General features: G+C 69.8%; 22 protein-coding genes and 1 riboswitch. Of the genes, 15 read left to right on the top strand and 7 right to left on the bottom strand.

Annotated features, from left to right (window positions below):
- Nucleotides 1–52: 52 nt before the first annotated feature.
- A complete protein-coding gene (locus ACH4D5_RS04060; protein WP_398298541.1) occupies nucleotides 53–1039 on the top strand; it encodes an RDD family protein in 987 nt (328 codons plus the stop codon).
- Between the two features lie 75 nt (nucleotides 1040–1114).
- Nucleotides 1115–1798 (top strand): RDD family protein, encoded by a 684-nt coding sequence (locus tag ACH4D5_RS04055; RefSeq protein ID WP_398298262.1) that lies wholly within the window; start codon nucleotides 1115–1117, stop codon nucleotides 1796–1798.
- Here the strand turns inward: ACH4D5_RS04055 and ACH4D5_RS04050 are convergent.
- Nucleotides 1788–2060 (bottom strand): hypothetical protein, encoded by a 273-nt coding sequence (locus tag ACH4D5_RS04050; RefSeq protein WP_398298260.1) that lies wholly within the window; start codon nucleotides 2058–2060, stop codon nucleotides 1788–1790. The genes ACH4D5_RS04055 and ACH4D5_RS04050 overlap by 11 nt on opposite strands.
- A gap of 541 nt (nucleotides 2061–2601) precedes the next feature.
- On the opposite strand from ACH4D5_RS04050, the gene ACH4D5_RS04045 reads away from it, so the two are divergent.
- Together ACH4D5_RS04045 and ACH4D5_RS04040 are read left to right on the top strand one after the other, a co-directional pair.
- Nucleotides 2602–4977, top strand: a complete 2376-nt coding sequence (locus tag ACH4D5_RS04045; RefSeq protein WP_398298539.1) for an immune inhibitor A domain-containing protein — start codon at nucleotides 2602–2604, stop codon at nucleotides 4975–4977.
- 123 nt (nucleotides 4978–5100) lie between these two features.
- Nucleotides 5101–5415, top strand: a complete 315-nt coding sequence (locus ACH4D5_RS04040) for a hypothetical protein (RefSeq protein ID WP_362987193.1) — start codon at nucleotides 5101–5103, stop codon at nucleotides 5413–5415.
- Between the two features lie 29 nt (nucleotides 5416–5444).
- Here ACH4D5_RS04040 and ACH4D5_RS04035 read toward each other — a convergent pair whose 3' ends face one another.
- The 3 genes from ACH4D5_RS04035 to ACH4D5_RS04025 all read right to left on the bottom strand — a co-directional run bounded on the left by ACH4D5_RS04035 (nucleotide 5445) and on the right by ACH4D5_RS04025 (nucleotide 8726).
- Nucleotides 5445–6485, bottom strand: a complete 1041-nt coding sequence (locus ACH4D5_RS04035) for a beta-propeller fold lactonase family protein (protein ID WP_398298258.1) — start codon at nucleotides 6483–6485, stop codon at nucleotides 5445–5447.
- A 195-nt stretch (nucleotides 6486–6680) separates the two neighbouring features.
- Nucleotides 6681–7265: an isochorismatase family protein gene (locus ACH4D5_RS04030; protein ID WP_398298256.1), complete on the bottom strand. Its 585-nt coding sequence runs from the start codon at nucleotides 7263–7265 to the stop codon at nucleotides 6681–6683.
- 132 nt (nucleotides 7266–7397) lie between these two features.
- Nucleotides 7398–8726 (bottom strand): nicotinate phosphoribosyltransferase, encoded by a 1329-nt coding sequence (locus tag ACH4D5_RS04025; RefSeq protein WP_398298254.1) that lies wholly within the window; start codon nucleotides 8724–8726, stop codon nucleotides 7398–7400.
- 91 nt (nucleotides 8727–8817) lie between these two features.
- Here ACH4D5_RS04025 and clpS point away from each other — a divergent pair, with 91 nt between their 5' ends.
- The 10 genes from clpS (at nucleotide 8818) to ACH4D5_RS03975 (ending at nucleotide 16657) form a co-directional block, all read left to right on the top strand.
- On the top strand, nucleotides 8818–9132 hold the full coding sequence (gene clpS, locus ACH4D5_RS04020) for an ATP-dependent Clp protease adapter ClpS (protein WP_398298252.1): 315 nt from the start codon (nucleotides 8818–8820) through the stop codon (nucleotides 9130–9132).
- Nucleotides 9133–9157: 25 nt separating this feature from the next.
- A complete protein-coding gene (locus tag ACH4D5_RS04015; protein ID WP_398298250.1) occupies nucleotides 9158–9760 on the top strand; it encodes a DUF2017 domain-containing protein in 603 nt (200 codons plus the stop codon).
- 372 nt (nucleotides 9761–10132) lie between these two features.
- On the top strand, nucleotides 10133–11641 hold the full coding sequence (locus tag ACH4D5_RS04010; protein ID WP_398298248.1) for an amino acid permease: 1509 nt from the start codon (nucleotides 10133–10135) through the stop codon (nucleotides 11639–11641).
- Nucleotides 11642–11727: 86 nt separating this feature from the next.
- Complete coding sequence (locus ACH4D5_RS04005) at nucleotides 11728–12150, top strand: Mov34/MPN/PAD-1 family protein (RefSeq protein WP_398298246.1); 423 nt, start codon at nucleotides 11728–11730, stop codon at nucleotides 12148–12150.
- Nucleotides 12123–12286, top strand: a riboswitch (cobalamin riboswitch). Its footprint overlaps the gene before it by 28 nt.
- A gap of 43 nt (nucleotides 12287–12329) precedes the next feature.
- Nucleotides 12330–13292: an ABC transporter substrate-binding protein gene (locus tag ACH4D5_RS04000; protein WP_398298244.1), complete on the top strand. Its 963-nt coding sequence runs from the start codon at nucleotides 12330–12332 to the stop codon at nucleotides 13290–13292.
- Nucleotides 13289–14317 (top strand): FecCD family ABC transporter permease, encoded by a 1029-nt coding sequence (locus ACH4D5_RS03995; RefSeq protein WP_398298242.1) that lies wholly within the window; start codon nucleotides 13289–13291, stop codon nucleotides 14315–14317. The genes ACH4D5_RS04000 and ACH4D5_RS03995 overlap by 4 nt, the downstream gene beginning before the upstream one ends.
- Nucleotides 14314–15093: an ABC transporter ATP-binding protein gene (locus ACH4D5_RS03990; protein WP_398298240.1), complete on the top strand. Its 780-nt coding sequence runs from the start codon at nucleotides 14314–14316 to the stop codon at nucleotides 15091–15093. The genes ACH4D5_RS03995 and ACH4D5_RS03990 overlap by 4 nt, the downstream gene beginning before the upstream one ends.
- Before the next feature lie 66 nt (nucleotides 15094–15159).
- A complete protein-coding gene (locus ACH4D5_RS03985) occupies nucleotides 15160–15267 on the top strand; it encodes a putative leader peptide (RefSeq protein WP_398298238.1) in 108 nt (35 codons plus the stop codon).
- Between the two features lie 145 nt (nucleotides 15268–15412).
- Complete coding sequence (locus ACH4D5_RS03980) at nucleotides 15413–15691, top strand: MoaD family protein (RefSeq protein WP_398298236.1); 279 nt, start codon at nucleotides 15413–15415, stop codon at nucleotides 15689–15691.
- Between the two features lie 12 nt (nucleotides 15692–15703).
- Entirely contained in the window at nucleotides 15704–16657 is a 954-nt protein-coding gene (locus ACH4D5_RS03975; RefSeq protein WP_398298234.1) for a PLP-dependent cysteine synthase family protein, read from the top strand.
- 117 nt (nucleotides 16658–16774) lie between these two features.
- Here the strand turns inward: ACH4D5_RS03975 and ACH4D5_RS03970 are convergent, their stop codons facing one another.
- On the bottom strand, nucleotides 16775–17245 hold the full coding sequence (locus ACH4D5_RS03970) for a type II toxin-antitoxin system PemK/MazF family toxin (RefSeq protein ID WP_398298232.1): 471 nt from the start codon (nucleotides 17243–17245) through the stop codon (nucleotides 16775–16777).
- Nucleotides 17246–17441: 196 nt separating this feature from the next.
- On the opposite strand from ACH4D5_RS03970, the gene ACH4D5_RS03965 reads away from it, so the two are divergent.
- On the top strand, nucleotides 17442–18194 hold the full coding sequence (locus ACH4D5_RS03965; protein ID WP_398298230.1) for an MBL fold metallo-hydrolase: 753 nt from the start codon (nucleotides 17442–17444) through the stop codon (nucleotides 18192–18194).
- A gap of 84 nt (nucleotides 18195–18278) precedes the next feature.
- On the opposite strand, the gene ACH4D5_RS03960 is transcribed toward ACH4D5_RS03965, so the two are convergent.
- Nucleotides 18279–19544: a PTS transporter subunit EIIC gene (locus tag ACH4D5_RS03960; RefSeq protein ID WP_398298228.1), complete on the bottom strand. Its 1266-nt coding sequence runs from the start codon at nucleotides 19542–19544 to the stop codon at nucleotides 18279–18281.
- Between the two features lie 224 nt (nucleotides 19545–19768).
- Nucleotides 19769–21082, bottom strand: a complete 1314-nt coding sequence (locus tag ACH4D5_RS03955; RefSeq protein ID WP_398298226.1) for a PTS transporter subunit EIIC — start codon at nucleotides 21080–21082, stop codon at nucleotides 19769–19771.
- Nucleotides 21083–21143 lie beyond the last annotated feature (61 nt).

Here is a 21143-nt window from a genome sequence, read left to right as displayed (position 1 = left end):
GCAGGAGCGACGGGTTTCCTGGGGCGATGCCCAGGAGCCGAGCGATCCGCGGGTGGTCGAGGACGCGGCGCCCCGCGCCGAAGCCGCCGCCGAGAGCCCCTCGCACGAGGACAGCAACCCCGGCACGGTCACCATCCGCGCCGTGAAGCCGGGCGCCGCCAAGCCGACCGCGGGCGAGGGCACAGTGACGTTCCGTCGGCCCACCCCGTCGGCCGGCACCGACGGCACCATGTCCATCCGCGCGATCCGGCCCAAGTCCAAGCAGCCCTCCGTACCGCAGCAGGGTGGCGTACCTCCGCAGGCGGCCACGCCTCAGGCCCAGGCCCCGCAGGCCCAAGCGCAGCAGCCTCAGACCTCCGTGCCGCAGCAAGGCGGTGTCCCCGCACCCGTCACCTCCGGGCCCGGCGGTGGCTCGCAGTCGTGGGCGCAGCAGGTGCACCAGCTCGCGCAGGGCCCGGCCGAACCGGCCCCCGCCCAGCAGGGCGAGGGACAGCCCGTCGTGCCGTGGAAGCCCGTCGCCGCGGACCCGTTCCTCGCCGTCGCGCAGGCCCAGGCCGCGGCCCGCCCCGCGGGACTCGGCAGGCGCCTCGCCGCGCGGCTCCTCGACACCCTCGTCCTCGCCGTCGTCACCGGCGCCGCCGCGCTGCCCCTCGGCACCAAGGCCGCCGACCACATCGACAGCAAGATCGACGCGGCGAAGCTCTCCGGCGAGAAGACCACGGTCTGGCTGCTCGACGGCACCACCGCGGGATACCTCGGCATGATCCTCGCCGTCCTGCTGCTCTTCGGCGTCGTGTACGAGGCGCTGCCCACCGCCAAGTGGGGCCGCACCCTGGGCAAGAAGGTGTGCGGCATCGAGGTGCGGGACATCGAGGAGCACGAGGCACCGACGTTCGGGGCGGCGCTGAAGCGCTGGCTGGTGTACAGCGTGCCGGGCGTACTCGTGATCGGCGTCGTCGGCGTGGTCTGGTGCCTCTTCGACCGGCCCTGGCGCCAGTGCTGGCACGACAAGGCGGCGAACACCTTCGTCGCGGGGTGAGCAGCGCCGAGGCCGCGTAACCCGGTCGGCCGCTCGCCGGATGCGGAGCCCGGACCGGCGCGGTCGACTCGGGCCATGAGCACCGAACCGCCGCAATACCCGTCACCGGACGACGACCCGTTCAAGAAGCGGCCGCCGCAGCCCCCGCAGGGCGGCGGAGGCGGGTCCCCGTACGACACCCCGCCCCCCGGTTCGGGTCCCCCGCCCCCGGGAGCGGGCGGCGGCTCTCCCTACGGCGCCCCGCCCCCGCCGTACGACGGTGACCCGTACGGCGGCGGACCCGGTGGCTACGGCGGACAGGACCCCCTCGCCGGGATGCCTCCGCTCGCCGACAGCGGCAAGCGCGTGCTCGCCCGCATCATCGACATGGTTCTGGTGGGCATCGTCGTCGGCCTGCTGTCGTGGCTGTTCGGCACGGCGGCGTACGACATCGACCCGGACGAGGTGAACACGGGCAAGTCGTTCGGCCAGTCGCTGCTGGCCGCCGTGCTCTACATCGCGTACGACACCTATCTGATCTCCAAGACGGGTCAGACACTCGGCAAGAAGTGGCTGGGGATGCGGGTCGCCAACCTCAACGACGGTGCCACGCCCACCCTGCAGACCGCGCTGGCCCGCGCGGCCGTCCTCTGGCTGCCGTTCGCGTTCTGCTGCGCCTGCGTCTGGACGGTCATCTGCGGCGGCTGGAGCTTCTTCGACAAGCCCTACAAGCAGGGCCTGCACGACAAGGCCGCCAAGACGGTGGTGGTCAGCGCCTAGGCACCGCGGCGTGCCGCGCCGGTACGCGCGCGTCGGCGGGGGCGGCCGCCGGCACCGTGCGCGCGAGGGGCGCCGCGGGTTTCTCGGGACGCCTCGGCAGCGGAACCGTCATGGCGACCAGTAAGCCGAGGCCGAGCGCGGCCAGGGCTATCACCGCGATACCGACTCCCGAGGCGGTCCGGGAGAGCAGCAGCATCGCGAGGGTCGAGAAGACGACGGTCACCGAACCGTAGGTGATCTGTGCGGTGGTCGGACGTGGCATGGGACGAGGCATGACGTGATCCGTCCTCGGCAGTGATCCCCCCGCGGCTTGTGACCGCGGGGGCGGATGCGGATGTGTGAACGAACGTTTACGAATCAAAGGGGCCTCGACGGCGGCGACTTGCGATGTGCCGCCATGCGCGGTGGCGCACCGTCGATTGACTCTATGACGCTCCATGCCCGACGGGAACGGGCAGTAAGCGTGACCTAACCCACGGTGCCGCAGCACAGGGGGCGCACGGGTTCATGGCGTCCAGTAAGTGGACGGTGCGGCGCGCCCGTTGACCATGCGCGTGGAGCAGTGCCCCGTGTCCGGATACCGGATCCCGGCGTCTGCATAGTGCACTTGGCCTGTCCAAGTCAAGGTCTGTCTTTTCTCCCGTACTTCCGGTCGAATGTCGTCACTTGTGACGCGTACATCGCGCGCGGACCCCCCTCCGACCGGGAATTTCGGTCCGCCATTTTCGCGCGGGCGCGGGGGAGGACAACATCAAGTGACAGCCAGAACACGGACGTTCAGAGCCACCGCGGTGGCCGTGGCGATGGCCGCGGCCGCCGCGACGTTCTCGGCGGCGACAGCAGCGACGGCTTCGGCCGAGGACGGTGCCTCGGGCGGGGCTCCGGCCGTCGACCGGCAGGACCCGGCGCACCCGAAGGCGCACGTCGACCACGACCTGGACGGACCGTTCAGCAAGCAGCAGGCGCAGCAGCGCAAGGCCGCCCTGCAGCAGGTCGTCGAGGGCGACGCCAAGGTGCAGAAGCGGGGCGCCTCCAAGGTCGTCAAGCTCGACGACAAGAAGTACGTCGAGCTGGGCCGCGAGAAGACCGACAAGATCTTCACGATCCTGGTGGAGTTCGGGAACAAGGTCGACGACACGACCATGTACGACCCGGACGGCCCCGAGGGCCCGGAGCAGCCCGTCAAGAAGTACGGCGGCAAGCCCGGCCCGCTGCACAACAAGATAGCCAAGCCGGACCGTGCGAAGGACAACAGCACGGCCTGGCAGAAGGACTACAACCGCAAGCATTTCCAGGACCTCTACTTCGGTGAGGGCAAGGACAGCAAGGGCAAGACCAAGCACTCGCTGAAGACCTACTACGAGAAGACCTCCTCGGGCCGCTACTCGGTCGACGGCGAGGTCTCCGACTGGGTCAAGGTCGACTACAACGAGGCGCGTTACGGCTCGAACTACTGCGGCGACACCAACTGCGCCAACGTCTGGGACGCGGTCAAGGACGGCGTGACCGCCTGGACGAAGGCCCAGAAGGACGCGGGCCGCACGGACGCGCAGATCAAGGCGGACCTGGCCAAGTACGACCTCTGGGACCGCTACGACTTCGACAACGACGGCGACTTCAACGAGCCCGACGGCTACATCGACCACTTCCAGATCGTCCACGCGGGCGAGGACGAGTCGGCCGGCGGCGGCGCCGAGGGCGAGAACGCCCTGTGGGCGCACCGCTGGTACGCGTACGGCAACGACGCGGGCCGCACGGGGCCCGGCAACAACAAGGCCGGCGGCACCCAGATCGGCGACTCGGGCATCTGGGTCGGCGACTACACGATGCAGCCGGAGAACGGCGGCCTCGGCGTCTTCGCCCACGAGTACGGCCACGACCTCGGTCTGCCCGACCTGTACGACACCACGGGCAAGGGCGAGAACTCGGTCGGCTTCTGGTCGCTGATGTCGGCCGGCTCCTGGCTCGGCACCGGCAAGGACGCCATCGGCGACATGCCGGGCGACATGACCGCCTGGGACAAGTTCCAGCTGGGCTGGCTCGACTACGCCAAGGCGAAGGCGGCCACGACGTCCGAGCACAAGCTGGGCGTCGCGGAGTACAACACCCGGCACCGCCAGGCGCTCCTCGTCGACCTGCCGAAGAAGGCCGTGAAGACCACGGTCGTGAAGCCCGCCGAGGGCGCCAAGCAGTGGTGGAGCGACCAGGGCGACGACCTGAAGAACACCCTCACGCGCTCCGTCGACCTGACCGGCAAGTCCAAGGCCGAGCTGTCGCTGAGTGGCTGGTGGGACATCGAGGCCAACTACGACTACCTCTACACCGAGGTCTCGACGGACGGCGGCGCCAACTACACGCCGGTGGACGGCACCGCGGACGGCAAGCCGATCACCCGTGACGCCGGCGACAAGCCCGCGCTGACCGGTGTCTCCGGCGCATACAAGAAGCTCGTCTTCCCGCTCGACGCCTACGCCGGCAAGAAGATCGACATCCGCTTCCGCTACGCCACCGACGGCGGCGCGGGCGGCAAGGGCTTCACGGCCGACGCGCTCGCCATCACCGCGGACGGCGCCAAGCTGTTCGAGGACGGCGCCGAGGGTGACGACAACGGCTGGACGGCGAAGGGCTTCTCGCGCATCGGCGAGTCCTTCACCAAGAAGTACGACCAGTACTACCTCGCCGAGAACCGCCAGTACGTGTCGTACGACAAGACCCTGAAGGTCGGCCCGTACAACTTCGGCTTCTCGCAGTCCCGTCCCGACTGGGTCGAGCACTACCCGTACCAGACCGGCCTGATGGTCTGGCAGTGGGACACCTCCCAGAAGGACAACAACACCAGCCAGCACCCCGGCCAGGGCCTGATCCTGCCGGTCGACGCGCACGCCAAGCCGCTGAAGTGGAAGGACGGCTCGCTCCTGCGCAACAAGATCCAGCCGTTCGACGCGCCCTTCAGCAAGTACGCGACCGACTCGTTCACGCTCCACAACGCGGACGTCGCGCTGAAGATCAAGTCCCAGAAGGGCGTCCCGGTCTTCGACGACCGCAAGGGCACCTACTGGTACGCGTCGAACCCCACGGGCAGCGTGAAGGTCACTGACACCAACACGCAGATCAAGATCATCAAGCAGCCCAAGGACGGCTCGACGATCACGGTCCAGGTGGGTCGCTCGACGAAGTAACCAGCATTTCCGCAGGTCAAGCCATGATCGGCCGCCGCCCCCTAGCGGGCGGCGGCCGATCGTGTTTAGGTGCGTCCTGTGACTGTCTTATTGACGCGACGTTTCACGGGGGTGTGACCGAGCATGTCCGCAGGTGGTTTCTGCAAGCTGCCCAACGGCAGCGTGGTGGTGGCGCTGACGCTGCCGAGCCCGGCGCCGGGCGGCGGCACGGTCAGGATGATCGTGCACGCCGTGAACCGCGCCAGGGCCCTGACCCGGCTGCGGAACCTCGGCCTGCGGGCGGTCTACCTCCGGGGCAACGCCGAGCCGCCCACCCCGGACGAGATCACCGCGGTCCTGCACCATCCGGACGGCCTCATATGGCGCACGGCGCCCGACACGGTGAACGAGCTGTGGCATCCGATCCGGGCCCTGTTCGGGCGGCGCGCCGCCGCGTAGGGCCCGCCCCGGCGAGGAGATGCGCGCGCTCACCTGGGGGTGATGGCGATGCCCTCGGGCTGGTCCCCGGTGGGCAGGGTCGCCCGCACCTTCCCCGTCGCCGGGCTGACCACCGAGACGGTGTCCGAGCCCTCGTTGGTGACCCAGACCCGGTTGCCGCCCGGGCTGACCGCGAGCCCCTGCGGCGTCCTGCCGACGGGCACCTGCTGGAGGACCCGCCCGGTCGAGGTGTCGATGACCAGGAGCGTGTCGGCCGCGGAGTCGGCGGCGTACAGACGCAGCCCGTCGGGGCTGAGCCCGAGGCCCAGCGGGCCCTTGCCGACCGCCCAGGTGGCGGTCACCTTGCGGGTGCCGGTGTCGATGACCGAGACGGATCCCGAGCCCGTGTTGGCGACGTAGACCCTGTCCCCCTTGCCGGTGCTGGTGATGCCGCTGGGGAAGTCGCCCACCGGGACGCGGGCCACCGCGCGGTCCTCCTTGGACAGCACGGTGACATCGTTGGTGCCGCTGTTGCTGACGTAGGAGACCCCGCCGGGCAGCGTGGTGACGCTGTGCGGGAGCTCCCCCACGGGAATGGTCGCGACGACTTTGCGGGATGAGGTGTCGATGACCGACACGGTGTCGCTGCCCCAGTTCGCGGTGATGACCCGCCGCCCGTCACGGCTCGGCGTGGCCGCGAACGGATACGAACCGACGGGGACGGTCGCCACGACCTTGTGGTGCGTGGTCTCGACGAAGGAGACCGTGTCGGACAGGCCGTTCGCCACGTACACGGTGGAGCCGTCCGGGGCCGCGCCCACACCGGTCGGCCCGTTGCCCACCTGCGTGCTGGTGACGCGCCGTTCGAGCCGTACGTCGTACGAGGGGGCGGTCCCGGAGCCGCTGCTCGCCACGTAGGCGACGATCCGCATCGGGAAATCACCGCCGGGCCCGCCCTTCGGACCCACCGCCGCAGGCACGGGAGGCCCGGGAGCCGCGGCGGCCGAGGTGCACACCACGGCCGTGAGCACGGCACCGAGCGTCAGCCGGGCACGGAAACGGAAACGGCCGGGTACGGAAGGGCGCTGCATGATTCCCACCTTTTGGGGCTGGCGTTCGGAAGGACCCTCTAGGGACACATCCGTTCAAACGCACGGCGGGTGATCAGTGCACGGCAGGAGTGTGAATTCGCTCTTTCGCCTGCGCCGGGTGGACCAATTCGGCTATGACCCCACTTCGCGACGTGACGGGGCCGAAGGAGTGAAGGGGCCGGCGGGGTGAGGGGTCTACAGCACCGGCTTGCCGGTGAGTTCCACGCCCGCCGCCCGCAGTTCCTGGAGGGCCCGCTCGGTCGTGGTCTCGGCCACCCCTGCGGTGAGGTCGAGCAGCACGTGCGTACGGAAGCCCGCGCGCACCGCGTCGAGCGCCGTGGCCCGCACGCAGTGGTCCGTGGCGATGCCCACCACGTCGACCTCGGTGATGGACCGCTCCCGCAGCCAGTCCGCCAGCGGCACGCCGTTCTCGTCGGCGCCCTCGAAGCCGCTGTACGCCGCGGAGTAGGCCCCCTTGTCGAAGACGGCGTCGATGCCGCCGGAGGCGACCGCGGGCGCGAAGTTCGGGTGGAAGCCGATGCCTTCCGTGCCGGCCACGCAGTGCGGCGGCCAGGAGTCCACGAAGTCCGGGCGGTCGGAGAAGTGGGCGCCGGGATCGATGTGGTGGTCGCGGGTGGCCACCACGTGGCGGTAGCACGCCGGGGCCTGGCCGATCAGCTCCGTGATGCCGGCGGCCACGTCCGCGCCGCCGGCGACCGCGAGGCTGCCGCCCTCGCAGAAGTCGTTCTGCACGTCTACGACGATCAGTGCGCGGCGCATGGCGGGTGTCCTTCTGCTGGGGGACTACGAGCGTAGAGACTTCGGGTGCGTTGCGGGAGGGGGCGGTCGAAGCGCCCGGGGCGGGATCACACGGACCGGCCGGGCGGGGTCACACGGACCCGGTCCGGCGGGTCACACGTACTCGGTCGGAATGACCGCTTCGCCCCGGGACAGCTGCGTCGCCGACAGGGGGAGCCCGGCGCGGGCGGCGGCGTGCCGGTCGCGGACGGCGTCCAGCGGCTCGCGGGCCACGACCGTGCCGCCCTTGACCAGCTCGACCAGGAGCTGCCGGTCGACGAGCTCGGGCGGCACCGGGCCGGTGCCGACGACCTCGGCCTCGGCGACGCCGTGCTCGTCGGTCCTGCGCGCGGCCCACTTGCGGCCGCCCACCGAGGACTTGGCGCCGAGCGACTTCTTCGCCACGGGCTCCAGGGGGGCCTTCGGGTCCGCCGAGTGGGCGCGGGCCACCAGCTTGTAGACCATCGAGGCGGTGGGGTGCCCGGAGCCGGTGACGAGCTGCGTGCCCACGCCGTACGCGTCGACGGGCGCCGCGGCGAGCGAGGCGATGGCGTACTCGTCGAGGTCGGAGGTGACGACGATCTTCGTGTCCGTCGCGCCGAGCTCGTCCAGCTGCTGGCGCACCCGGTGCGCGACGAGCAGCAGGTCGCCGGAGTCGATGCGGACGGCGCCGAGCTCGGGCCCGGCGACCTCGACGGCCATCCGGACGGCCTCGGTCACGTCGTAGGTGTCCACGAGCAGGGTGGTGCCGCGGCCGAGCGAGTCGACCTGGGCGCGGAACGCGTCGCGTTCGTTGTCGTGCAGCAGGGTGAAGGCGTGGGCGCTGGTGCCGACGGTCGGGATGCCGTAGCGGAATCCGGCGGCCAGGTCCGACGTGGTCGCGAAGCCGCCGACGTACGCGGCGCGGGCGGCGGCCACGGCGGCCAGTTCGTGGGTGCGGCGGGCGCCCATCTCGATCAGCGGGCGCTCACCCGCGGCCGAGGACATGCGGGAGGCGGCGGCCGCGATGGCCGAGTCGTGGTTGAGGATGGAGAGGATCACGGTCTCCAGGAGCACGCACTCCGCGAAGGAGCCCTCGACCCGCAGGATCGGCGAGCCCGGGAAGTAGACCTCGCCCTCGGGATAGCCCCAGATGTCGCCCTGGAAGCGGTAGCCGGAGAGCCACTCGAGGGTCGCCTCGTCGACGATGTTCCGCTCGCGCAGGAAGCCGAGGACATCGGCGTCGAAGCGGAAGTTCTCCACGGCGTCCAGGACGCGGCCGGTGCCGGCCACCACGCCGTAACGCCGTCCCTCGGGCAGTCTGCGGGTGAAGACCTCGAAGACCGAACGCCGGTCGCCGGTACCGGCCCGCAGCGCGGCCTGCAGCATCGTCAGCTCGTACTGGTCCGTGAAGAGCGCCGTCGACGGAACATCCACCGGCAGCCCAAGGTCCGCTGTGTTCATACGATGGATGCTACCCCCAATCTCGTCACTCTGACGATTTCGAGGGCCGGGCAAGAGGCCATTTGTGCGAGGGGCCTCTCGTGGTGGCAGCATGGGGCGTGTGAGTACGGCTCCCGCAGAGATCACGCGCCCGGAATCGGACGAAGAGGCGCTCGTCGTCCCCGAACCGGACGTTCCCTGGATCACGCTCGTGCACAACGACCCGGTCAACTTGATGAGCTACGTGACGTACGTGTTCCAGACGTACTTCGGGTACTCGAAGGAGAAGGCCACGAAGCTGATGATGGACGTGCACCAGAAGGGCCGAGCGGTCGTCTCCAGCGGCACCCGCGAGGAGATGGAGCGCGACGTCCAGGCCATGCACGGGTACGGGCTGTGGGCCACCCTTCAGCAGGACCGGAAGTAGCGGACCGGAAGTAGCGACGCATCTGATGCCAGGACAATTCGAAGCGATTCCAGGGGGCGGCGCGGCCGTCGCGCTCGACGAGGTCGAGATCTCGATCATCCGCTCCCTCGCCGTGCAGCTCCTGGAGCTGATCGGTCCGGGGCCGGGCGGTGAGGTCTCCGACGACCCGCTCGCGGAGCTCTTCGCCGAGGGGCCGAGCGAGCCGCCGTCCGACCCGGTGATGAAGCGCCTGCTGCCCGACGCGTACGGCGGCCCGGGGAGCGAGGACGCGGCGGGCGACGCGGACGAACTCCGGGCGTACTCGTCGGAATTCCGCCGTTTCACGGAGAACGACCTGCGGGCCAAGAAGCGCGACGACGCCCTGGCCGTGATCCGCTCGCTCGACTCGATGACGGCCTCGGGCGAGGGCGGAGCTGTCCTGAAACTGTCGGTCGAGGAGTCCCGGCACTGGCTCGGAGCCCTCAACGACCTCCGGCTCGCGATCGGCACGCGCCTGGAAGTCAGCGACGAGGAGGACGCGGATCTGCTCTACCGGCTGCCGGACTCCGACCCCCGCAAGCCGATGGTGATGGCCTACCTCTGGCTCGGCGGACTGCAGGAGACGCTGGTCGGGACGTTGCTGGACTGAATCCGGGCAGAAATCCGTGCAGACGGCAGCGAAATTTGTTGTAGTGGACAGGTTCTGTTCACCCGGCGGGCCGTTCGCTCAGCGGAGCCTCAAATCCGGATAACGATCCCGTCACTTCATTGTCCGCCTTTGTCGCGTCAAGTGAAGTTTGTCCGCTTCTTCTTGTGGGGTGCGCCACAGGTGGCTCATTCCCTCACTGTTGCCACCGTGATAAATCTTCACGACCACTCGGCTACGCCACCCATGTCGCCGAGGGCGCTCGAGTCGGCAGACCGCCGGTAGCACTCCATTCGTATCCGGGGGGATCAGGACCTGATCCGCAGCCACAACGCAGATGTGCGGGCGCGGATCAGCATGGAGAAAGGCGTCACCATGACCTCAGTGCAGGTCGAAGAGCAGCACGACGAGCACGGCGGCAACGGTGTCGCGCAGGACGGCTCGTCCGGCGAGGGTTACCAGCGCGGGCTCGGAGCCCGGCAGATCCAGATGATCGCGATCGGCGGTGCCATCGGCACCGGCCTGTTCCTCGGCGCGGGCAAGGCCATTCACAAGGCCGGCCCCAGCCTCATCCTGGCGTACGCCATCGCGGGCCTCGTCATCTTCTTCATCATGCGGGCGCTCGGCGAGCTCCTCATGTACCGGCCCGTGTCCGGCTCCTTCTCGGAGTACGCCCGTGAGTTCATGGGCCCGTTCTTCGGATTCGTGACCGGCTGGACGTACTGGCTCTTCTGGGTCGTCACCGGCATCACGGAAGTGACAGCGGCCGCCCAGTACATGCAGTACTGGACACACGGCTCCGTCCCGCAATGGGCGTACGCGCTGATCTTCACGGTCATCCTGTACGGCGCGAACCTCATCTCCGTGAAGCTCTTCGGCGAGCTGGAGTTCTGGTTCTCGATGGTCAAGGTCACCGCCATCATCGGCATGATCCTGATCTGCATCGGCATCCTCACCATCGGCTTCTCCGACGCCGGTGACACCGCGACCGTGGCCCACCTGTGGAACCAGGGCGGCTTCTTCCCGAACGGCATCGGCTCCACGCTGATGACGCTGCAGATCGTGATGTTCGCCTTCCTCGCCGTCGAGCTCGTCGGCGTCACCGCGGGCGAGTCCAAGGACCCGAAGACCGTCCTGCCCAAGGCCATCAACACCGTGCCGTGGCGCATCGCCGTCTTCTACGTCGGCGCGCTCATCATGATCCTGTCGGTCGTGCCGTGGACGCACTTCCAGCCGGGCGTCTCGCCGTTCGTCGCGGCCTTCGAGAAGATGGGCCTCGGCGTCGGCGCCGCGATCGTGAACTTCGTGGTCCTCACCGCCGCGCTCTCCTCCTGCAACTCCGGCATGTACTCCACCGGCCGCATGCTGCGCGACCTGGCGATGAACGGCCAGGGCCCGAAGTTCTTCACCAAGCTCACGAAGAACGGCCTGCCGCTCATCGGCACCACGGCCTCCGCCGCGTTCATGCTGGTCGGCGTCTGGATCAACTACCAGTGGCCGGGCGAGGCGTTCAACTACGTCGTCTCCTTCGCGACCATCTCCGGCATGTGGGCTTGGATCATGATCCTGGCCTGCCAGATCCGCTACCGCCGCAAGGCCGACCGCGGCGAGCTGCCGCAGTCCACCTTCCGGGCCCCGGGCGCCCCGTACACCAGCTGGTTCGCGCTGCTCTTCATCGGCATGGTCATCGTGATGATGGGCGTCGACAAGGACGCGCGGATCTCGCTGTACGCCGCTCCGGTCTGGGCCGCGATTCTCGGCGTCTCCTACCTGGTCCTCAAGAGCCGCAACCCGCAGGCCGCGGCGTTCAACAAGCGGAAGATCGGCCTCCCCGAGGACGCCTCCGCGGATGCCTCCACCGGCGACCGCCTCTCCAAGGACTGACCGGCTCCCCAAGGCCGCTGTCCAGCATTCGGGCCCGCGCGTACCACACTCCGGTACGCACGGGCCCCTCTGCTTATCCTGGCGCCATGCTGACCATCACCCAGGCCCTCCACGACCAGATCGTCGCGCACGCGCGCCAGGACCACCCCGACGAGGCGTGCGGCGTGGTCGCGGGCCCGGCGGGCACCGGCCGCCCCGAGCGGTTCATCCCGATGCTCAACGCCGCGCGCTCGCCCACGTTCTACGAGTTCGACTCGGGCGACCTGCTCAAGCTCTACCGCGAGCTCGACGACCGCGACGAGGAGCCGGTGATCATCTACCACTCGCACACGGCGACCGAGGCCTACCCCTCGCGCACCGACATCACGTACGCCAACGAACCCGGCGCCCACTACGTCCTGGTCTCCACGGCGGACACCGACGACGCGGGCCCCTTCCAGTTCCGCTCGTACCGGATCGTCGACGGCGAGGTCACCGAGGAAGACGTAAAGGTCGTACAGGCATACTGAGCTTTACTCACGAGGGCGGCAGGACCCAGGAAGCCGGTGCGAACCCGGCACGGTCCCGCCACTGTGACCCCGCCCCACCGGCACGCGCCGGCCGGGGCGGGGGAGTCAGGAACTGACCTGCCGCCTTCCTCCACACGACGCAGGGGACGCGGAAATCCCCTGGAGGAGGCAGTTCAGCCATGTCCCGACCGATACGTGCCCTGGCCGCCGCGGCCCTGCTCGTCCCGCTCGCCGCGTGCTCCTCGTCCGGCTCCGGCGGTGACAGCAAGCCCGCCGCCAAGACCGCAGGATTCCCGTACACCGTCACCAACTGCGGCGTGAAGACCACCTACGACGCACCTCCGAAGCGCGCCGTCACCATGAACCAGCACACCACCGAAGTGATGCTGGAACTCGGTCTGAAGGACCACATCGCCGGCACCGCCTACCTCGACGACAAGGTCCTCCCGAAGTATGAGAAGGCCTACAAGTCGCTCCCGGTGCTCGCCAAGGAGTACCCCTCCTACGAGAAGCTGCTCTCCGCCAATCCCGACTTCGTCTACGGCGGTTACGCCAGCGCCTTCCTCGCCGGCGACGGCCGCAGCCGCTCGGCACTCGCCAAGTCCGGCATCGAGAGCCGCCTCAACGTAGAGGGCTGCGCCAAGAAGCCCGTCTCCATGGACGACGTCTACCGCGAGGTCCGCGAGGTCGGCTCCACCTTCGGGGTGCGGGCCCGCGCCGACCGCTGGGTGAAGGGCGCCCAGCGCGAACTGGCCGCCACCGCCAAGAAGTCCAAGGACAAGAAGCCGCTCTCCGTCTTCGTCTACGACAGCGGCGACAAGACGGCGTTCACCGCGGGCGGCCGCGGCATCGGCAACGACATCATCGAGCGGGCGGGCGGCCGCAACATCTTCGCCCACGTCGACAAGTCCTTCAGCGACGCGTCCTGGGAATCGGTCGTCGAGCGCAGGCCCGAGACGATCCTGATCCTCGACTACGGCGCCACCACGGTCGCCCAGAAGAAGAAGCGCCTCCTGGAGGACCCCGTCCTCAAGGACGTCCCCGCCGTCAAGAACAAGCGCTTCGCGGTCCTGCGGCTCTCCGACATGGTCACGGGAGTACGAGCACCCGAGGCGGTGAGGAAGCTGGCGGCACAGCTGTGAAGCACCTGCGCTACGCCACCGTCGTGACGACGCTCTGCGCGGCCCTCGCGGTGGCGCTCGTGGCCGGTCTCGCCCTCGGCTCCGTCCGCATCCCTGCCGCCGACGTCCTGGACATCCTCACGGGCCGCGCCGAACCCTCCCCGTTCCGCACGATCGTTTTGGACGTCCGCCTGCCCAGAGTCCTGCTCGGGGCGACGGTGGGCGCCGGGCTCGCGGTCATCGGCACCGTCCTGCAAGCCCTCGTCCGCAACCCCCTCGCCGACCCGTTCCTGCTCGGCGTCTCCTCGGGCGCCTCCGTCGGCGCGGTCTGCGCGATCGTGCTCGGCAGCGTCTTCGGCCTCGGCGCGGCCCTGTCCACCACCGTCACGATCCCGGCCGCCTCCTTCGCGGGCGCGCTGCTCTCCCTCGTCCTCATCTACGCCCTGGCCCGCGGCGGCGGCAGCTTCGCCACCGGCCGCCTGATTCTCGCGGGCGTCGCCGTCTCGTACATCCTGACCGCGCTGACCAGCCTCATCCTCGTCACCGCCGACAGCGCGGACCACCTCAAGGAAGTCCTGTACTGGACGCTGGGCGGCCTCGGCAGCGCCCGCTGGGACATGCTCGCCCTGCCCTGCGCCACCCTCGCCGTCGGCACGGCCCTCCTGGTGTCCATGGCCCGGCCCCTCGACCTGCTCCTCGCCGGGGAGGAGGGCGCCACCGTCCTCGGCCTGCACGCCGCCCGCTTCCGCGCCGGCGTCTTCGTCCTCGCCTCGCTCCTGACCGGCGTCCTCGTCGCGTACAGCGGAGCCATCGGCTTCGTCGGCCTCATGGTGCCGCACGCCGCCCGCATGCTGGTCGGCGCCGCGCACCGCGCGCTGCTCCCCGTGGTGGCGCTGATGGGCGCGGTCTTCCTGGTCGTCGCCGACCTCGCCGCACGCACCGTCGCCGCGCCGCAGGACATCCCCGTCGGCGTGCTCACCGCGCTGACCGGCGGCCCGTTCTTCCTGTGGCTGCTGCGGCGGCGTACCGAAGGAGTCCCGGCATGACCGGCGAGCTGCGCACCCAGGCCCTCTCGTACGAGATCGACGGCAGGCGGCTCGTCGACGCCGTGGACCTCACCGCCGCCCCCGGCGAGACCGTCGGCGTCGTCGGCCCCAACGGCAGCGGCAAGACGACGCTGCTCCGCTGCGTCTACGGCACGCTGCGCCCCACCGCGGGCCACGCACTCCTCGACGGCGACGACCTGCACACGATGACCCCGAAGGCCCGCGCCCGGCGCCTGGCCACCGTGCCGCAGGACGGGCAGGCGGCGTTCGAGCTGACCGTCCGGCAGGTGGTCGCGATGGGCCGCTCCCCGCACAAGCGGTTCTGGGAGGCGGACACGGCGGCCGACGAGGAACTCGTCACGGCGGCCCTCGCCCGCGTCGGCGTCGAGGAGCTGGCCGACCGCGCCTTCCCCTCCCTGTCCGGCGGCGAGCGCCAGCGGGCCCTGGTGGCCCGCGCCCTGGTGCAGCAGCCCACCCTCGTCGTCCTCGACGAGCCCACCAACCACCTCGACATCCGCTACCAGCTCGAAATCCTCTCCTTCGTACGGAACTTGGGCACGACGAACCTCCTGGCCCTGCACGACCTGAACCTCGCGGCGTACTACTGCGACCGCCTCTACGTCCTCGACGGCGGCCGCCTCGTCGCCTCCGGGGCGCCCAAGGAGGTCCTCACGGCCGAGCTGCTCGCCACCGTGTACGGCGTGACGGCCGAGGTCAGCACGCATCCGCTGACCGGCGCCCCGACCGTCGTCTACCTGCCGCCGCCCGCATCCTGAACGGATTCCGTCCAGCAGGTGAGATCACATTCCGGGATCCGGACCGGGAATCGATACGATGACCGCATGGTTCCCCATGACGTGAGCGAAGAGACGCCGAGCGCACCCCTGCTGCTCGTGGCGCGGCTGCACGTCGACCTGTGCCGCCTCGCCAGCGCGATCTGTTCCCGCTGAACCGATCCGCCGCCCGGCCGTGGGCCGCGGCGCCGCACCACGCACGCGGGCGCACCCCGCGTACGCCAGGCACCACCCCGCAAGCACAGCGCCGCCGCGCGCCCACCGTCCGCACTTTCCCGCCCCCCGACAGGAGCCCCCAGCCATGGCCATCGAGGTCCGCATCCCGACCATCCTCCGCACCTACACCGGCGGCGCCAAGGCCGTCGAAGGCAGCGGGGACACCCTCGCCGAGCTCCTCACGGACCTCGACTCGCGGCACGAGGGCATCGCCGCCCGCATCGTCGACGACGGCAAGCTGCGCCGCTTCGTGAACGTGTACCTGAACGACGAGGACGTCCGCTTCCTCGACGGCATCTCCACGAAGCTCTCCGACGGCGACAACGTCACGATCCTGCCGGCCGTCGCCGGCGGCATGGTCTAGGCCCGATCCCGGATGCCTCGCTACGACTCCCCGCTCGCCGCGGTCGGCAACACGCCGCTCGTCCGCCTGCCGCGCCTGTCCCCCTCGGCGGAGGTCCGCATCTGGGCCAAGCTGGAGGACCGCAACCCGACCGGCTCCATCAAGGACCGGCCCGCGCTGCACATGGTCGAACAGGCCGAGAAGGACGGCCGGTTGACGCCCGGCTGCACGATCCTGGAGCCGACCTCCGGCAACACCGGCATCTCGCTCGCCATGGCGGCCAAGCTCAAGGGCTACCGCATCGTGTGCGTCATGCCGGAGAACACCTCGCAGGAGCGGCGCGACCTGCTCGCCATGTGGGGCGCCGAGATCATCTCCTCACCGGCCGCCGGCGGCTCCAACACCGCCGTCCGCGTCGCCAAGGAGCTGGCCGCGGAGCACCCGGACTGGGTCATGCTCTACCAGTACGGCAACCCGGACAACGCGGGCGCCCACTACGCCACGACCGGCCCCGAGGTCCTCGCCGACCTCCCCTCGATCACCCACTTCGTGGCGGGCCTCGGCACCACGGGCACCCTCATGGGCGTCGGCCGCTACCTGCGCGAGCAGAAGCCCGACATCAAGATCGTCGCCGCCGAGCCGCGCTACGACGACCTCGTCTATGGCCTGCGCAACCTCGACGAGGGCTTCGTCCCCGAGCTGTACGACGCCTCCGTCCTCACCACCCGCTTCTCCGTCGGCTCGGCCGACGCGGTGACCCGCACCCGGGAGCTCCTCCAGCAGGAGGGCATCTTCGCGGGCGTCTCCACCGGCGCGGCGCTGCACGCGGCGATCGGTGTCGGCAAGAAGGCGGTGGCGGCGGGCGAGCGGGCCGACATCGTCTTCGTCGTCGCCGACGGCGGCTGGAAGTACCTCTCGACGGGCGTGTACACCGCCCCGACCACGGAGGCGGCGATCGAGACGCTGCAGGGCCAGCTCTGGGCGTAGAACCTCAGACCGCCGGAGGGGGAAAGCCCAGCCCCTCTGGGGGTCCCCCCTGCTCTTCAAGAGCTCGGGGGAGTTTGAGGAGCGGGGTCCGGGGCGGAGCCCCGTGGACACGGCGGGTCAGCCCGCCAAGTACTTCACCTGATCCCACAGCACCGGGTCCACCACCCCGGCCCGCCTCCGAAAGTCCCCGAGGGACACGTCCCTCAGCTCATCGGTCTCCAGGAAACTGGGCCGCCCGTGCGCGTCGCCCACCGAGCCCGGCGGCAGCGGAATCACGCCCGCGCGCTCCTCGTGGTACTTGCTGGTGATCTTCGCGACCCGGGCGCGCCGCCCGCGCACGGACAGCACCAGACACGGCCGGTCCTTGCCGCCGGGCCCGTCCTCGTACGGCACCCGGGCCCACCAGATCTCCGCCGGCCGCGGCGCGGGCAGCCGCTGCTGAGGCCCCCGCGGGCCCCGCGGCGGCCGCGTCCGGCCCGCCGGGCGGCTGCTCCGCTTACGCGGTCCGCGACCCCAGCCGTCCACCAGCGTGACGACGAACGCCAGCACCACCACGGCTGCCAGCGCGAGCCACCACGACGTGTCCATACGCACGACGGTACCGGTGGCGATCCCGTGGCGCCCGCCGCCTCCCCCCGGTCCCACAAGCCCCCCGAACCGGTGACAGCGCAGGTGAGTTCCCCCACAACGGCCCGCGACGGAGGAGCGACCAGGGCTTTTGCGCCTTACGCTCGATCCACCGCACACTCCCCAGCTCTCCTGCCAGCGCGGAGGTTCCAGCTTCATGAAGCTCACCGTCGTCGGCTGCTCGGGGTCGTTTCCGTCCGCGGAGTCGGCCTGCTCGAGCTACCTCGTCGAGGCCGACGGCTTCCGGTTGCTGCTCGACATGGGCAACGGCGCCCTCGGCGAGCTGCAGCGCCACATCGGTCTGTACGACCTGGACGCGGTCTTCCTCAGCCATCTGCACGCCGATCACTGCATCGACATGTGCGCGTACTTCGTGGCCCGCTACTACCGGCACGAGGGCGGCCGCTGCGCCCCCATCCCGGTCTTCGGCCCCGAAGGCACCGAGCAGCGCCTGACGACCGCGTACGCCGACACGCCCTCCGCCTCCTCGATGAGCGAGGTCTTCGACTTCCACACGGTCAAGCCGGGCTCGTTCGAGATCGGCCCGTTCTCGGTGCGCACCGAGAAGATGTGCCACCCGGTCGAGGCGTACGCCATCCGGGTCGAGCACGCCGGGAAGTCCCTCACGTACTCCGGCGACACCGGGCCCTGCGAGCCCCTGGACGAACTCGCTGCGGGCACCGACCTGTTCCTGTGCGAGGCGGCCTTCACGTACGGCAAGGAGAACATCCCCGACCTCCACCTGAACGGCCGCGAGGCGGGCGAGTCCGCCCGGCGCGCGGGCGCAGGAAGGTTGCTGCTCACCCACATCCCGCCGTGGACGGACCCGCAGGTGAACCTCGCCGACGCGCGCGCGGTGTACGACGGCCCCACCGCGCTGGCGGCGCCGGGCGCGACGTACGAGATCTGACGACAGCGAAAGAGCCCCTCAACCGTCGCGTGGACGGTGAGGGGCTCTTTCGTGTGGGCTTCGTGTGGGCCGGTGCGGCGGAGGCTACTTCGCCTCGGCCTTCTGGAGCTCGGCGAGCTCCTCGTCGGACTCGCGGCCCGGCGTCGGCAGGTTGAACTTGGTGATCGCGAAGCGGAAGACCACGTAGTAGACCGCCGCGAAGCAGAGGCCGACCAGGGCGAGGCCCCACGGGTTTTTCGCGATGCCGAGGTTCAGGAAGAAGTCGACCGCGCCGGCCGAGAAGCCGAAGCCGTCCTTCATGCCGAGCGACCAGGTCAGCGCCATGGAGATGCCGGTGAGCACCGCGTGGATCGCGTACAGGACCGGCGCGATGAACATGAAGGTGAACTCGATCGGCTCGGTCACACCGGTCACGAAGGCGGTGAGCGCGAGCGAGAACATCATGCCGCCGACGACCTTGCGGCGCTCGGGACGGGCGCAGTGCACGATCGCGAGGCAGGCCGCGGGGAGGGCGAACATCATGATCGGGAAGAAGCCGGTCATGAACTGTCCGGCGGTCGGGTCACCGGCGAGGAAGCGGTTGATGTCGCCGCTCTTGCCCTCGTACGAGCCCGCCTGGAACCACGGGAAGGAGTTCAGCAGGTGGTGCATGCCGACCGGGATCAGCGCACGGTTGGCGACACCGAAGATACCCGCGCCGACGGCGCCCGAACCGACCAGCCACTCACCGAAGTTGTGCAGACCCGTGCCGAGGACCGGCCAGATGTAGCCGAAGGCGATGCCGAGGATCAGGCCCGCGAAGGCGGACAGGATCGGGACGAGGCGGCGGCCGCCGAAGAAGCCCGCCCAGTCGGGCAGCTTGGTCCGGTAGAACTTCTGGTAGAGCAGGGCCACCACGATGCCCATCACGACACCGCCGAGGACCTTGGCGTCCACGGGCGCCTCGGTCATGACGATCTTGCCGTCGACGACCTTCGCGATCTTGTCGAGGTTCGGGTCGGTGAACGTGGCGAGGACGTTCTTGAAGACCAGGTAGCCGGTGACGGCCGCCAGCGCCGTCGAACCGTCGGACTTCTTGGCGAAGCCGATCGCGATGCCGACGGCGAACAGCAGCGCCATGTTGTCGAGGATCGCGTTGCCGCCCGCGGCCATGAAGGAGGCGATCTTGGTGATGAAGGTCGGGAAGGAGTCCCGGCCCAGCATGTCGGGGTTGCCGAGGCGGACGAGCAGGGCGCCTGCGGGCAGCACGGCGACCGGCAGCATGAGGCTGCGGCCGATGCGCTGCATGACAGCCATCACGCCGGCGCCCTTCTTCTTCTCGGCCGCGGGAGCGGAACTGGCCGTGGACACAACTTCCTCCAGTGGGCAAGGCGCCGCCTGGGGACATGGAAGTGGGGGACGGCGGCGTCTCCGGGGGACGCGGCCAGAACGGCCGCGTGGTCTACACCATTAGTGGTGTAGACCTGTTGTAGCACGGTGAAGGTGGCGTAAGGAACCTGCGATTCCTGTTACCTGGGCCATATCCGGAAATGCCGGAGGAAAGCGCCGCCCGCAGGGGAGTTAGGCCTCGGTGGTCACGCCTTGGTCTGCTCCCGGTCCTCTGCCTCCGCCTCCTCCTCCGGTTCGCGTCCGGGCGTGTGCAGATCGAACTTCGTGATGACGAAGCGGAACAGCGCGTAGTACACGACGGCGAAGCACAGCCCGATCGGAATGATCAGCCATGGCTTCGTCGCCAGGCTCCAGTTGATGACGTAGTCGATCAGGCCCGCCGAGAAGCTGAAGCCGTCCTTGACCCCCAGTCCCCACGTCACCGCCATCGAGACGCCGGTGAGCACCGCGTGGATCGCGTACAGGACCGGCGCGATGAAGAGGAACGAGTACTCGATCGGCTCGGTGATGCCGGTGACGAACGACGTCAGGCCGACCGAGAGCATCAGGCCGCCGACCACCTTGCGGCGCTCGGGGCGCGCGCAGTGCGTGATCGCGAGGGCCGCCGCGGGCAGCGCGAACATCATGATCGGGAAGAAGCCCGAGGTGAACTGGCCCGCCGTCGGGTCGCCCGCGAGGAAGCGGTTGATGTCGCCGTGCACGACCGTGCCGTCCGGCTTCGTGTAGTCGCCGAACTGGAACCAGACGAACGTGTTCAGGAACTGGTGCAGCCCCACCGTGAGCAGCGCGCGGTTGGCGACGCCGAAGATGCCCGAGCCCAGCCAGCCGAGGTCGACGAGCCACTTCGAGAAGCTGGTCAGCGCGTCGCCGATGGGCGGCCAGATCCAGACGCAGAGACCGGCGAAGATCAGACCGACGAAGGCCATGATGATCGGCACGAGTCGGCGGCCGTTGAAGAAGCCGAGCCAGTCGACCAGCTTCACGCGGTGGTAGCGCTGCCAGAACCAGGCGGCGAGCAGGCCCATCACGATGCCGCCGAACACCCCCGGATTCTGGTACGCGGCCTGCGCCACCGTCCCGTCCTCCGCCACGCACACCCCGCTCCACATGCCCGCGCTGCCGAACACCGTGTCCTGCGGGCAGTCGTCGGGGAAGGCACGCAGCACCCCGTAGTAGACGAGGAACCCCGCGACCGCCGCGAGGGCCGTGGAGCCGTCCGCCTTCTTCGCCATGCCGATCGCGACACCGATGCAGAACAGCAGCGGCAGGCCGAGCGTGGAGTCGAGCAGCGAACCGCCCGCCGCCGCGAAGACCTTGGCGACATTCGTCCAGCCGAGGCCGTCGTCGCCGAACACGTCGGGCTGTCCGAGGCGGTTCAGGATGCCGGCGGCGGGCAGCACCGCGATGGGCAGCTGGAGGCTGCGGCCCATCTTCTGCAGGCCCTGGAACAGGCCGTTCCACCACTTCTTCTGCGGCACCGTCGCGGCTGGGGAACTCATCGGCGTCCCTCCCGGAACAAGCCAGGTTTGGCGGTCGTTGAAAACTGGTGTAGACCAGTTG

Source organism: Streptomyces sp. NPDC018029, from assembly GCF_044327655.1.
Taxonomy (GTDB): Bacteria; Actinomycetota; Actinomycetes; order Streptomycetales; family Streptomycetaceae; genus Streptomyces.
The sequence above is the reverse complement of the archived record's forward strand: the minus strand, read 5'-3'. Positions and strand labels throughout refer to the sequence as shown.